The organism is Rhodococcus sp. 05-2255-3B1 (assembly GCF_002258545.1).
Classification (GTDB): Bacteria; Actinomycetota; Actinomycetes; order Mycobacteriales; family Mycobacteriaceae; genus Rhodococcoides.
Genome location: NZ_NOZC01000020.1, coordinates 1 through 13,569, shown reverse-complemented (window position 1 = coordinate 13,569; position 13,569 = coordinate 1). Strand labels below are relative to the sequence as shown.

Annotated in this window: 12 protein-coding genes; 4 read left to right on the top strand and 8 right to left on the bottom strand. The window is 64.1% G+C overall.

Features of this window, described 5'->3' with window-relative positions; all coding sequences use genetic code 11:
• Window positions 1-147: 147 nt before the first annotated feature.
• Window positions 148-804 (top strand): pyridoxamine 5'-phosphate oxidase family protein, encoded by a 657-nt coding sequence (locus tag CH249_RS12115; protein WP_094646641.1) that lies wholly within the window; start codon window positions 148-150, stop codon window positions 802-804.
• Here the strand turns inward: CH249_RS12115 and tgt are convergent.
• The 7 genes from tgt to CH249_RS12080 form a co-directional block, all read right to left on the bottom strand.
• On the bottom strand, window positions 758-1,996 hold the full coding sequence (gene tgt / locus CH249_RS12110; protein ID WP_094682094.1) for a tRNA guanosine(34) transglycosylase Tgt: 1,239 nt from the start codon (window positions 1,994-1,996) through the stop codon (window positions 758-760). The genes CH249_RS12115 and tgt overlap by 47 nt on opposite strands.
• An 87-nt stretch (window positions 1,997-2,083) precedes the next feature.
• On the bottom strand, window positions 2,084-4,018 hold the full coding sequence (locus tag CH249_RS12105; protein WP_306436623.1) for an ABC transporter ATP-binding protein: 1,935 nt from the start codon (window positions 4,016-4,018) through the stop codon (window positions 2,084-2,086).
• Window positions 4,019-4,026: 8 nt separating this feature from the next.
• Window positions 4,027-5,757: an ABC transporter ATP-binding protein gene (locus tag CH249_RS12100; protein WP_032395341.1), complete on the bottom strand. Its 1,731-nt coding sequence runs from the start codon at window positions 5,755-5,757 to the stop codon at window positions 4,027-4,029.
• 80 nt (window positions 5,758-5,837) lie between these two features.
• Window positions 5,838-8,138 (bottom strand): MMPL family transporter, encoded by a 2,301-nt coding sequence (locus CH249_RS12095; protein WP_094682096.1) that lies wholly within the window; start codon window positions 8,136-8,138, stop codon window positions 5,838-5,840.
• Between the two features lie 2 nt (window positions 8,139-8,140).
• Complete coding sequence (locus CH249_RS12090; RefSeq protein WP_094632062.1) at window positions 8,141-8,779, bottom strand: TetR/AcrR family transcriptional regulator; 639 nt, start codon at window positions 8,777-8,779, stop codon at window positions 8,141-8,143.
• An 86-nt stretch (window positions 8,780-8,865) separates the two neighbouring features.
• The gene (locus CH249_RS12085; protein WP_032395344.1) at window positions 8,866-9,324 is read right to left on the bottom strand and encodes an Rrf2 family transcriptional regulator; all 459 of its coding nucleotides are present in this window, start codon (window positions 9,322-9,324) and stop codon (window positions 8,866-8,868) included.
• Between the two features lie 59 nt (window positions 9,325-9,383).
• Window positions 9,384-10,019, bottom strand: a complete 636-nt coding sequence (locus CH249_RS12080; RefSeq protein WP_094682097.1) for a heme-binding protein — start codon at window positions 10,017-10,019, stop codon at window positions 9,384-9,386.
• A gap of 114 nt (window positions 10,020-10,133) precedes the next feature.
• On the opposite strand from CH249_RS12080, the gene CH249_RS12075 reads away from it, so the two are divergent.
• The gene (locus CH249_RS12075) at window positions 10,134-11,039 is read left to right on the top strand and encodes a sterol desaturase family protein (RefSeq protein ID WP_094682098.1); all 906 of its coding nucleotides are present in this window, start codon (window positions 10,134-10,136) and stop codon (window positions 11,037-11,039) included.
• Here CH249_RS12075 and CH249_RS12070 read toward each other — a convergent pair.
• Window positions 11,020-11,709 (bottom strand): YceI family protein, encoded by a 690-nt coding sequence (locus CH249_RS12070; protein WP_032395347.1) that lies wholly within the window; start codon window positions 11,707-11,709, stop codon window positions 11,020-11,022. The genes CH249_RS12075 and CH249_RS12070 overlap by 20 nt on opposite strands.
• A gap of 120 nt (window positions 11,710-11,829) precedes the next feature.
• Between CH249_RS12070 and CH249_RS12065 the strand changes: the two genes are divergently transcribed.
• Window positions 11,830-12,840 (top strand): PHP domain-containing protein, encoded by a 1,011-nt coding sequence (locus CH249_RS12065; RefSeq protein WP_094682104.1) that lies wholly within the window; start codon window positions 11,830-11,832, stop codon window positions 12,838-12,840.
• Window positions 12,837-13,569: alpha/beta hydrolase (locus tag CH249_RS12060; RefSeq protein WP_094698929.1), on the top strand; the 733-nt coding region annotated here is incomplete at its 3' end. The genes CH249_RS12065 and CH249_RS12060, both read left to right, overlap by 4 nt.

Below are 13,569 nucleotides of genomic sequence, written 5' to 3'. Positions count from 1 at the left end.
ACGCGCGCCGGACTCTCCGATTCTGTACACCTGCACGATTGTCGTCGTTCCGATCTGTTCTGCAAAGACAACGGCACCGCCGTGCTGGTGTGAGACCGAGGCTCCTAGAGTTCATTCGTGCCGCCGAACAACCACTATCACCACTTGATGTTCGGCCCTGCCGCGATTGCGCGGCAGAAGGTCGACGGCAGCTACACCGCCTACGGCTCGCAGACCGAGCGTCCCGACGACGGCCCGACGCCTCTCGACACTCGCGAGAAGGCCATGATTCGCGCGTTGGATCAGTTCCAGATCGCCACCGTCGCCGAGACCGGGTGGCCCTACATCCAGTATCGAAGTGGACCGAAGGGCTTTCTGCAGGTCCTCGACGATCACACGCTCGGCTTCGCCGACTTCGCCGGAAACCACCAGTACGTCACGGCGGCCAATCTCGACCACGATGACCGCGTCGCACTGTTTCTGGTGAATTATCCTCTGCGGCAACGTCTCAAGCTCTACGGGCGGGCCCGTACCGTCGAAGCGGCGGACAATCCCGAACTGTTGTACCGACTGAGAAGGATCGGCGACACGACCGTCGCCGCCACATGCGAACGCAGCGTCGTCATCGACGTCGAGGCCTTCGACTGGAACTGCACCCGCAGCATCATTCCCCGCTACGACGCGAATTACCTCGCGGAGCTGTCCGAGGTCTACCAGCGCAAGGCCACTGAGCGGGAACAGGAACTGCTACAGCGTATTTCGGAGCTGGAAGATCAGCTCACGCAGTCTTCGCAGCATAGAACCGACCCAGAAACTCCGTCCTGAATTCGGCGAAGCGCCCCTGCTCGATCGAGGCGCGAATGTCGTCGACCAGTTTGACCGTGAAGCGCTCGTTGTGGATGGTGCACAGCGTCGAGGCGAGCATCTCCTTGGCCTTGAACAGGTGATGGATGTACGCCTTGGTGTAGTGCGTGCAGGTGTAGCAGTCGCAGCTGTCGTCGATCGGGGTGAAGTCGCGTCGATGCTTTGCGGTGTTGATGTTGAAGCGGCCCGTCGGCACGTAGATCGCCGCATTGCGCGCCACCCGTGAGGGATTGACGCAATCGAAGGTGTCGGCACCGTTCTCGATGGCGGTGAAGAAGTCGTCCGGCTCGCTGATGCCGAGCATGTGCCGCGGCTTGTGCTCGGGCAGTTCCTCGTTGACCCACCGAGTGATGGTGCCGAGGTTCTGCTTCTCGAGTGCGCCGCCGATGCCGTAGCCGTCGAATCCTCTGCCGGTCTCTCCGGTGATGGTCTCGAGATCGTGTGCAGCCTTGCGTCGCAGATCCTCGTACTGCGCGCCCTGGACCACCCCGAACAGGGCCTGGTACGGCTTGTCGGCGCGCTCGACCGTGAGCCGTTCGTGTTCGAGGACGCACCGCTCGGCCCACGCCTGCGTCCGATCGACCGACTTCTCCTGGTACCCGCGGGTATTCATCAGCGTCGTCAGTTCGTCGAACGCGAACATGATGTCGGCACCGAGGCGATGCTGAATCTGCATCGAGACCTCGGGGGTGAAGCGATGCTTGGAGCCGTCGAGGTGGGACTTGAACGTCACCCCGTCGTCGTCGACATGCGCGAGGCGTTCCTTGCCCTCGGCGATGACGTCGTCGGACTCCACCCGCGAGGCGTCCATCGAGATGACCTTCTTGAAGCCGACGCCGAGCGACATCACCTGGAATCCGCCGCTGTCGGTGAACGTCGGCCCGTCCCAGTTCATGAACTTGCCCAGCCCACCCGCCTCGTCGACGATGTCCGAGCCCGGCTGCAGATACAGATGGTACGCATTGGCGAGCACCGCCTGCGCGCCGAGTTCCTTCATCGCTTCCGGCAGCACTGCTTTGACGGTCGCCTTGGTACCCACCGCGATGAACGCGGGGGTGGCGATGTCACCGTGCGGGGTGTGGATGGTGCCGGTGCGGCCCAGCTCACCGTCGAGCCGGGTGCCGATATCGAAGCCGAAACTGGAGGAACTCACCGCGTCAGTATGCCGCTACGCGGCTTGTGAGTGGAAATTCGTAGCCTGCTACGAGGCAGGAGTGGAGCCTGCGGAACGACCGGTGAATCAGCCGTGCACCTGCGGCGCAGCCGCTCCAGCCGCATTCAGCCGGAAGTAGGCACCCCTGGCCGCGAGCAGTTCCTCGTGATTGCCCTGCTCGACGATGCTGCCGTTCTCCATCACCACGATGGTGTCCGCGTCACGGATGGTCGAAAGCCGATGTGCGATAACGAAACTGGTGCGATCGGTGCGCAGCTTCGCGGTGGCCTTCTGCACCAGCAGTTCGGTGCGGGTGTCGACGGAGCTCGTGGCCTCGTCGAGGATGAGGATCAGCGGCTTGGCCAGGAAGGCGCGGGCAATGGTGATGAGCTGCTTCTCACCGGCGCTGACGTTGTTGCCTTCCTCGTCGATGATCGTGTCGTAGCCGTCGGGCAACGAGTGCACGAATCGGTCGACGTAGCTCACCCGCGCGGCCTCGAGGATTTCCTCTTCGCTGGCACTCGGGTCGCCGTAGGCGATGTTGTCGCGAATGGTTCCGCCGAACAGCCAGGTGTCCTGCAGCACCATTCCGGTACGGGCTCGCAATTCTTCGCGGGTCATCTTCATGGTGTCGACGCCGTCGAGGGTGATGCGGCCGGAATCGATCTCGTAGAACCGCATGATCAGGTTCACCAGCGTGGTCTTGCCAGCACCGGTCGGTCCGACGATCGCGACCAGATGCCCGGGATCGGCAACCAGCGACAGGTTCTCGATCAGCGGGCGGTCGGGCGAGTAGCCGAACGAGACGTTCTCGAATTCGACGCGTCCTCGGCGCTGAGTGGGTCGAACGGCATCGACCGGGTCCGCGTCCTCTTCCTCGGCGTCGAGCACCTCGAAGATGCGCTCGGCGGACGCCACACCCGACTGCACCAGGTTGACCATCGAACCCACCTGGGTGAGCGGTTGCGTGAATTGACGCGAGTATTGAATGAACGCCTGCACCTCACCGAGCGTGAGCGTGCCCGACGCCACCCGCAGCCCGCCGACGACGGCGATGACCACGTAGTTGATGTTCCCGAGGAACATGATGACGGGCATGATCATGCCGGAGATGAACTGCGCCCGGAAGCTCGATTGGAACAGCTTCTCGTTGCGGTCGCCGAATTCGCGTTCCACGTCGGCCTGACGGCCGAAGGCCTTGACGATCTCGTGGCCCGTGTAGGTCTCTTCGATCTGCGCGTTGAGCTTGCCGGTGTGCTTCCACTGCGCGACGAAGTGCGGCTGTGAACGCTTGGCGATGACGGCGGTGACCGCGAACGACGCCGGAATGGTCAGCACCGCAACGAGAGCGAGCAACGGCGAGATCCAGATCATGACGCCGAGGATGCCCAGGACGGTGAGGATGCCGGTGATCAATTGGCTCAGCGTCTGCTGCAGGCTGGTCGAGACGTTGTCGATGTCGTTGGTGACGCGGCTCAGCGTCTCGCCGCGGGCATTGTTGTCGAAGTACTTCAGCGGCAGTCGATGCACCTTCGCTTCGACGCTGCCGCGCAGCAACAGGATTCGACGCTGCAGCGCGATGTTGAGGATGTATCCCTGCGCCCAGGCCAGCACCGCAGAGAGCACATACAGAAAAAGGACCCACATCAGTACGGTTCCGACTGCACCGAAGTCGATTCCGGCTCCGGGAGTCAGGTTCGTGCCGGACACCAGATCCGCGATGGAGTCGTTGCCTTGGGCGCGCAGCTGGTCGATGGCCTGGTCTCTGGTCTGACCCGGATCGAGCTCGCGGCCGACGACGCCGTTGAAGATGAGGTCGGTCGCGTGTCCGAGGACGCTGGGCGCGGCGACGGTGAGCACGGTGCTGGCGATACCGAACGCCAGCATGATCGACAGGAGCACTCGCTCGGGAGCGAGCAGGCCGATCAGTCGTTTGAACGAGCCCTTGAAGTTGCGGGCCTTGGTTCCCGGCTTCACAGTCTTGGAGACGGGAGCGATGTCCTCCTCTTCCGCCTTCTCCACCTGCGCGGTCACAGTGCACCCACGGCGTGCTGCGAGTCGACGATCTCGGCGTAGGTGGGGCAATCGGCCATCAATTGGTCGTGGGTACCCACACCTACCGGCTTTCCGTCGTCGAGTACGAGTATCTGATCGGCGTCGATGATGGTCGAGACGCGTTGAGCGACAACGATCATGCACGCATCTCGCGTCACTGCCTTCAGCGCCGCACGCAGATTGGCGTCGGTGGTGAGGTCCAGCGCGGAGAACGAGTCGTCGAACAGATAGATGCTGGGTTTGCGGACCAACGCGCGGGCGATGGCGAGGCGTTGCCGCTGACCGCCGGAGACCGTCGTACCGCCCTGCGCGACGGGTGTTTCCAGTCCCTCTGGCATGGCCCGAACGAAGTCGGCACCCTGGGCGATCTCGAGTGCCTCCCACAGTTCCGCGTCGGTGGCGTCGGATTTGCCGTAGCGCAGGTTGCTCGCGATGGTGCCCGAGAACAGGTACGGCTTCTGCGGAATCAGACCGATCTCCGAGCGCAGCAGGTCCAGATCGAGTTCACGGATATCGACTCCGCCGACGCGTACCTCACCGCCGGTGACGTCGATCAGTCGCGGAATCAGGTTGACGAGAGTGGACTTTCCCGAGCCGGTACCGCCGATGATGGCGGTGACCTTGCCGGCCTCGGCCCGCAGGTTCACCCCGCACAGCACCGGATATTCGGCCCCGGGGAAGGAGAATTCGGCGTTGACGAGCTCGACCGTTCCCGGGGAGGACGTGAACGTCTTCGGCTTGTCGGGCAACACGACCGAGGATTCGGTGGCGAGTACCTCGCTGATGCGATCGGCGCACACCGACGCACGGGGCACCATCATCGCGATGAACGACGCCATCATCACCGACATGAGGATCAGCATGATGTAGCTCAGAAGTGCTGTGAGAGAGCCGATCTGCATCGTACCGTCGTCGATCGCGTGGCCGCCGAACCAGATGACGGCGACGCTGGTGACGTTGCTGATGAGCATGACCGTCGGGAACATCAGGGCCATGAGCCGTCCGACGCGAAGGGCAGTATCGGTGAGCGCGCTGTTGGCCGCCCCGAAACGGTCGACCTCGAAGTCCTCGCGAACGAACGCCCGTACCACGCGGATGCCGGTGATCTGTTCACGCAGAACACGATTGACGGCGTCGATGCGCTTCTGCATGGAGCGGAACGCCGGCACCATCTTGACGATGATCAGACCCATCGAGATGGCCAGACCCGGTACTGCGATGAGCAGGATCCAGGACAGCCCGAGATCCTCGCGCAGCGACATCACGATGCCGCCGACGCACATGATCGGGGCCATCACCACGATGGTGAACCCCATGACGATCACCAACTGCACCTGCTGAACGTCGTTGGTGTTGCGGGTGATCAGCGACGGCGCACCGAACTGGCCGACCTCACGGGCGGAGAACGTACCGACGCGATGCAGGATGGCACCGCGCAGGTCGCGTCCGACACCCATGGCTGCGCGCGCACCGATGAACACCGCCGCGACCGAGCTGATGATCTGCACCGCCGACACCAGCAACATGACGCCACCGGCCGAGAGGATGTAGCCGGTGTCGCCGGTGGTCACACCCTTGTCGATGATGTCGGCGTTGAGACTGGGCAGGAACAGGGCTGCCAGCGTGGCGACCAATTGCAGCAGAACCAGCGCGACGATCGGCATCTTGTACGGGGCCAGATACGTGCGCAGCAGGGGAATCAGCATGATGGCCGAAGATTACTCGTACACATGGATAACAGTCTCTCCGTTTTTCGAGTGTTGCGGGTAATCTTCGGCCGACCGGCTCAGACCGTTACTCGGGCGTCCTTCTCCGGTGCCGTCTTCAGCTTGGCACCTTCGATGTCGACGTTGGGCAGGATCTTGTCCAGCCACTTCGGCAGCCACCAGGCCTTGTCGCCCATCAATGCCATCACCGACGGAATCAGCACCATCCGCACGACGAACGCGTCGAAGAATACGGCCGCGGCGAGCGCGAATCCGATGGACTTGATGAACGAGTCCGGCTCGGCGATGAATGCGGCGAACACCGAGATCATGATGACCGCAGCCGAGGTGACCACGCGTGCGCCGTACTTGAACCCGTTGACGACGGCATCCTTGGCGGCGGCTCCGTGAACGAATTCCTCACGCATACGCGAGACGAGGAACACCTGGTAGTCCATCGCGAGACCGAACACCACACCGATGAGGAAGATCGGCATGAAGCTGACGATCGGCTGCGGGTTGGAGATCAGGCCGAGGCCGCCCTCTTGGAAGATGAACACCGTGGCACCGAAGGTCGCGAGCACGCTGAGCAGGAACCCGAGCGTTGCGGTCAGCGGCACCAGGATGGAGCGGAACACGAGCATCAGCAGAACGAAGGCCAGACCGACGACCACTGCCAGGTACGGGATCAACGCGTCCTGCAGTCGTTCGGAGACGTCGAGCTCGAGTGCCGTCTGACCGGTGACTCCGTAGGAGACGCCGTCACTGGCCACCACGCCCGGTTCGGCGTCGCGCAGATTCGCCACGAGGTTCTTCGTCTGCTCACTGTTCGGTGAGGACGACGGAGTGACCAGGATCTGTGCGGTGTCCCCGGCTTGGTTGACGGCGATGATCTGGGCGTTGGTGACGTCGGGCTGCCCGGTGATGGTCTCGACGACCTTGCCGAACGACGCCGTGCGATCGGCCTCGGCCACGCCGGAAGCGTCGGCGATGACCAGCAGCGGGCCGTTGCGTCCGGGACCGAAGCCCTCGTCGACGATGTCGTAGGCCTGACGTGCAGGCGTCGACGGGTCGGCGGTGGCGGTGGACGGCAGTGCCAGCGACAGACCGGTGGTGGGTCCTGCGATGACACCGAGCAGGACGATGCCGCCGATGAGTCCCAGCGCGGGCCTCTTGACCAGGAATCGGGCCCAGCGAAGTCCGTTGGTCGGCGTGGCGTTCGGGTCTTCCGGGTCGGTTGTGTTGACGAACTTGATCTTGCCCGCGAAGGCCTTGCCCTTGTAGAGGCCGAGCATCGCCGGCAGGAACGTCAGTGCGATCAGGACCGCGATGAACACCGCGAAACCTGCGGCGAGGCCCATCTGGGAGAGGAACGGAATCCCGACGACGCGCAGGGCGACGAGGGCGATGAGCACGGTGGCACCGGCGAACACCACAGCCGAGCCCGCGGTTCCCACGGACCGTCCGACGGCTTCCTCTCGGTCGTCCGTCAACGTCAGTTCGTGGCGATAACGCGCGAGGATGAACAGCGAGTAGTCGATCGCGACGGCCAGACCGATCATGATCGCGAGCACCGGCGTGAACGACGACAGGCTCGCGAAGCCGGACGCCGTGGTGATCGCCAGGCTCGAGATACCGATTCCGACGATGGCGGTGATCAGCGGCAGGCTGGCGGCCGCGGCGGATCCGAACATGATGAGCAGCACGACGGCGGCGACGGCCAGACCGACGATTTCCGACGTACCACCGGGCGCGACGTTCTCCTGCGCGACGGTGCCGCCGAGGAGGACGGTCAGTCCGGCGTCACGAGCGGGCTGCGCGGCCTCGTCGAGCTCGGTCCGGATCTGGTCGGTGACGTCGGCGAGTTCGACGTTGATCGGCACGGTGACGGTGCCGACGTTGCCGTTGGGGCTCAGCGGTGACGTGGCTGCCGCGTCGGCGGCCACCTGGTCGGCCGGGGTGCCCGCTTCGGTTGCCGCCTCGGTGTATCGCTCGATGATCGACTGATTGGCCGCAACCGGATTCGCCAGCGGCTGCGCACCTTCGGCGGGTTTGGCGGCGTCGATCTTCTCGATCTCGGCGATGGTTGCGTCGATCGCCGAGGTGTATTGCGGAGTGTCCAGCGTCTGCCCGTCGGGTGCCTGGAACACGTACTCGGCGCTGACGGCGGTGAGCGGGTCCTCGGCGGAGCCGAACCGCTCGGACTGCAGATCCAGCGCAGCCTGCGCGGGCGTTCCCGGGATGCTGAACGAGTTCGCGGTGGGGCCGGACAGCGTCGCTGCGCCCACTCCGGCGAGCACCAGAATCGCCAGCCACAGTCCGAGGACGATGCCCTTGCGTCGGTACGCGAATCTTCCGATTCGGTAGAGATAGGTGGCCACTGTCAAGCTCCTCGGTTGGGTTCGGACGGTTGCGGCTCGGGAAGTCCAGCGCGCAGTTGGTCGAAGGCGTCCTCGATGAGGGCCCTCGGCGTCGATGCGCCTGCAGAATCGGTGACCCAGATGTTCAGTGCTGCCGTGACGGCACCACCGACGGCCATCTGGAGCAGGTTGGGGTAGAGGTCGGTGTCGATGTCGGTACCGGTTCGCTCGGCGATGGCTTCGCCGAGTTTGCGGGTCAGCGATTGGTGCATCTCGAGCTTGCGAGCCATCAGGGCGGGGTTGGCTTCGATCAGCCGGGCAGCCGCGAAGGTGTCGTCCAGATCTCGGCCCGGGTCCGCGACGAGGTCGATTGCGATGTGCCGCAACGAGTCCCAGATCGGTTCGGTCGACGGCCTGGCGCGCAGGAGCTCGAACCATTCGAGGGCAGACACTTCGATGTGGTGAAGAACTGCTTCTTCCTTGTTGGAGAAGTAGTTGTGGAACGTGCGGGTGGAGACTCCCGCTTCGTGCGCGATGGCGTCGGCGGTGACCGCGTCGATGCCGTGCTCCTTGCCCAGACGCACGGCAGCCATGCCGAGCGCGTCGCGGGTGGCCGCCTTCTTCAGATCGCGAAGGCCCGTCGGAGAAGTCACGATTACCAACCTACGGAACTTGCACTGTTCTGCAAGTTTGCAGTGGTGTGCAATTTTGTCGATCCCGCCACAGCCGGCACTGGATGTGACTCAGGTCATCGACGCGCCCACGCGGTCGGCTCGCTGATCAGCTCTCCGACGAAGTCCGGCAGCTCGTTGTCGACGATGTCCGCCAGCGACACCGCCTCGAGCACCGCACGCAGATTGACGCGTACCGCCAGCCAGACCCGGGTGAGCGGCTCGGCCGGACCGGAATACTCCGCATCCTCGGGCCGCTGTCCGCGCACCGACGCCAACGGGCCTTCGACGGCTCTCATCACATCGGCAACCGAAATGTCCGACGCCTCCCGCGCCAACCAGTAGCCGCCGTCGGGTCCCCTCCTACTACACACGAGATCTGCGCGACGCAGATCCGAGAGCACCGATTCGAGAAACTTGTGCGGGATGCCCTGCGCCATGGCCAGCGCCTCGGCCTTCGCGGGCCGCTGACCACCGACGGCAGCGAGTTCGACGAGCGTGCGAACCGCATAGTCCGCCTTGGCCGTGATGTGCACGTTCAATTCCTACCATCGCAGTAGGGAATTAGCGAGCACGTGCGGGACACCCCGACGCGTCAGGAACCGTCCGGTACCGCCACGACCACCTCGTTACGACGCAACGGCGCCAAGGTCCACGGCGGATCGTAGAACCAGGTCATCGGCTCACCCAGCATCTCGATGCCCTCGGCGCGCAACGCTTCGGTCAACGCCGCGATCTGCGGTTGGACATCGCCTCGGCCGCGGCCACCGCTGAAACGAAGTACAGCGACCGTCTCCGCCGGAACCTCGGTCAACGTCACGCGGTCGTCGTCGGGCTCGGGCAGCGTGTCCATCGTCCACTCGGCAGGCATGAAGAACCGGACAACCCACCCGTCGCTGCCGGGCGTACTCGATACCGGCGCAGTCATGGCGATCTTCTGCGACCCTGCCGGCGATTGACTGACGGGAGCGGTCATCGCGACCCGTTTCTTGCCTCCGTTCCCGCCGAAGATGTAGCGAGCCAGGCGGCGGAAACCCTCCTGCCGTGCCTCTTCCTCATCGGCGTCGACGACTGTCTGTGCCGCGATGCGTGGTCGGTAACGACGGATCTCCACAGCATCGGTCAGTCGACGGCTCGTATGCGGCGGTTCCTCGGTACCGACCCGGATACCGACGACACCCAACGCCGACCCGACCACCTGTCCGATCGTGGACGCGATTTTCTGCAACAAGTCCGACTCCGCTCTCTCGGCCGATTGGTGCGCCGCCTTCCACGGTACGAGCCCTGGGGAAACCGAACAGAAAAGCGTTACACTCAACCTCTAACTGTCACGCAGGAGGTTTCGATGAGCGAGTGGATCGGTTCGGCGTGGAATGCACTCCCCGAACCGCTGCGCGATCCCGTGGCCCTGGCCATTCCCGCGTTCGCACTGTTGTTGGCGATCGAGTGGATCGCGGCCGCGAAGCTCGAGGACGGTGAACGCGGTAGCTATTCCGCCAGGGATGCGCGCTCGAGCCTGAGCATGGGACTGGTGTCCATCGCGACCACCACGGCATGGAAGGCGCTCGCCCTCGTCGCCTACACGGCGATCTACGTCTACGTCGCGCCGTGGCATCTTCCGGCCGACGCCTGGTACACGTGGGTGATCCTGATCCTGGGCGTCGACCTGCTGTTCTACGGATATCACCGCATCGCGCATCGGACCCGAATCATCTGGGCGACGCATCAGTCCCACCATTCGAGCGAGTACTTCAACTTCGCCGCGGCGCTGCGACAGAAGTGGAACAACAGCGGCGAGGTCATCATGTGGCTACCGCTGCCCCTGTTGGGCATGCCGCCGTGGATGGTGTTCGTCGGATTCTCGATCAACCTCGTCTACCAGTTCTGGGTGCACACCGAGCGCATCGACCGGCTGCCGCGTCCGTTCGAGTACGTCTTCAACACGCCCTCGCATCACCGCGTCCATCACGGCCGCGATCCGCAGTATCTCGACAAGAACTACGGCGGCATCCTCATCATCTGGGACCGCCTGTTCGGCACCTACGCCGACGAGGTCGAGCGCCCCAACTACGGACTCACCAAGCCCGTCGACACGTTCAACATCTGGACCCTCCAGACACACGAATACCGCAACATCGCGCGGGATGTTGCGGCATCGCGGTCATGGAAGGAACGCATCGGATATCTCGTCGGACCGCCGGGATGGACGCCCGAGCCCGCGCGAGAACCCGCTACTGCTGATTCAGATTGATCAGGAAATCGATGGTCCCGGACGGATCGACGGTGACGAAGCCGAGTGATGGCGGCTCGATCTGGTAGTCGGTCCACGTCGTCGGAATGGCACCCGACGCGATGAGCGTGTCGCCGGACTGCAGCACTTCCATCTCCACCGAGACCGGACGTGTCTGATCCTTGAGCGTCAACGTGCCCTCGGCGGTGACCGTCATGGTGGTGCCGTCCTTGGGCAGTGCGGACAGATCGATCGGCGAGTCGATGTTGAACGTCGCCGTCGGATAGGTCGCGGTGTCGAAGATGTTGCCGCGGAACTGACTGTCGCGACGGTCACTGTCGGTGCTGATCGAGTTGGTCATGACGACCACCTGTCCCTCGGTGAGCGTGTTGTCGGCTATGACGACGTTGCCCGCGACCTCGGTCGTCGACCCGACGACCGTGACATCTGACCCGTTCAACAGCTCGTCGACGGTGTAGCCCGCGGCAGTCGTGTTGGCGGCGTCACCCGGAGTGACGATCCACCGTCCGTCGATGTCCTGTGTGGTCGCGGCCTGCGCGCCGGAGGTCGACACGGTTGCCGCCGGTGCGTCGTCGCCCTCGAACGAGGCATAGATCTTGGGGCCGAAATACAATCCGAGCGCCACTACGACAACGACGATCGCGCCGACAATCCACCATTTCTTGGTCATGACTGCCGATGGTAGTTGCAGCTTCAAGCCTATGGGGAGTGAGCGACCTGGTAAGTCCCTGAGAGTTTTGTCCGTTTACCCCGTGAACACGTGTCGGTACCGCCAGGCACAATGGACCGCATGGATCCGGTGGACGCACTTCGAGAGATCGGCTTCTGGCTCGAACGCTCCCGCTCGGACACCCATCGAGTCAAGGCCTACCGTCGGGCCGCAGATGTAGTCGAATCCCTCACGCCCGCACAACGATCCGAGCACGAGAAGGCAGACAGCTGGTCCTCGCTGACCGGTATCGGAGCCAAGACCTCGCTGATCATTCGCCAAGCACTGACTCAGGACGTCCCGGACTATCTCCGCGAGCAACGAGACGCGGCAGAACCCATCGGAGACAACGACCTTCGCGGTGCATTGAAGGGCGATCTGCATACCCATTCCAACTGGTCCGACGGCGGCAGCCCCATCGAGGAGATGATGCGCACCGCCGCGAGGCTCGGTCACCAGTACTGCGCTCTCACCGACCATTCCCCACGCCTCAAGGTCGCCAACGGCCTCACCGCCGAGCGTCTGCGCGCACAACTCGACGTCATCGCCGAACTCAACGAGCGGCTCGCACCGTTCCGCATCCTCACCGGAATCGAAGTCGACATTCTCGACGACGGATCGCTCGACCAGGACGAGGGTCTGCTCGCAGAGCTGGACGTGGTGGTGGCGAGCGTGCACTCGAACCTGCGAGCCGACTCCAAGACCATGACCAAACGTATGGTCACCGCCATCGCCAACCCGCATGTCGACGTACTCGGTCACTGCACCGGACGGCTCGTCGAGGGTGGCCGCGGAACCCGACCCGAATCGACGTTCGACGCCCCCGTGGTGTTCGAGGGATGCCGCCAGTTCGGCACCGCAGTGGAGATCAACGCCAGACCCGAGCGCCAGGATCCCCCGGAGCGACTGATCGACATCGCCCTCGAGCGCGACTGCCTGTTCTCCATCGACACCGACGCGCACGCACCCGGACAGCTCGACTGGCAGGGCTACGGCTGCATCCGAGCCGAAGAGCGCGGCGTCCCCGCGGAGCGCGTGATCAACACCTGGCCGCTCACCGAACTGCTCGACTGGACGGATCGGCACGCGTGAATCGTCGCCACTTCCTCTCCGGCCTGCTGGCGGTCGCGCTGGTCGGCTGCAGCTCGGCCGACACCGACTCCTCACCGAGTACCGCAGAGACGTATTCGGCTGCGCTGCAACCGGTATCGGGCCCGGCCGGGGATCCCATTCGACTGAACTACGGATACGAACCGGACAACATCGGCGACCTGTACCTCCCCGACAACAACGCCACCTCGCTCCCGGTGGTGGTGATGATTCACGGCGGCGGATGGCAGGAAGACCTCGACCTGTCGTACTTCCAGCAGATGTCGACGGCCATCGCCGACGAAGGCATCGCCGTGTGGAACGTCGAATACCGACGCGGGCCGAACAATTGGGCCAACACCCTCTCCGACGTCGACGACGCCACCGAGGCACTGGCAACCGTCGTCCAGAATGCTGCCGATGGTCGCCTCGATCTCGATCGCGTCCACGTCGCCGGACACTCGGCAGGCGGCCAACTCGCTGCATGGGTCGCGGCTCGACACCTCATGCCGGTCGACGCGCCGGGCGCGGAACCGAAGATCCGACCACGCAGCGCCACCATCATGGCCGGCGTCTTCGACATGAAGCGGGCAGCCGACATCGGCGGCGACAAGTTCGTGCCTGCCTTCCTCGGCGGCATGCCGAACGAGGTGCCCGGACGCTACGAGATCGCCTCCCCCATCGAATACCTCCCCCTCGACGTTCCGCTCACTGCGCTGCACGGTGACGCCG

Excerpts from the sequence above, each read along its gene's own strand:
- CH249_RS12115 (WP_094646641.1), top strand. The coding sequence starts at position 148 with ATGTTCGGCCCTGCCGCGATTGCGCGGCAGAAGGTCGACGGCAGCTAC.
- CH249_RS12100 (WP_032395341.1), bottom strand. The coding sequence starts at position 5,757 with ATGCTGATTCCCCTGCTGCGCACGTATCTGGCCCCGTACAAGATGCCG.
- CH249_RS12075 (WP_094682098.1), top strand. The coding sequence starts at position 10,134 with ATGAGCGAGTGGATCGGTTCGGCGTGGAATGCACTCCCCGAACCGCTG.
- CH249_RS12070 (WP_032395347.1), bottom strand. The coding sequence starts at position 11,709 with ATGACCAAGAAATGGTGGATTGTCGGCGCGATCGTCGTTGTCGTAGTG.
- CH249_RS12065 (WP_094682104.1), top strand. The coding sequence starts at position 11,830 with ATGGATCCGGTGGACGCACTTCGAGAGATCGGCTTCTGGCTCGAACGC.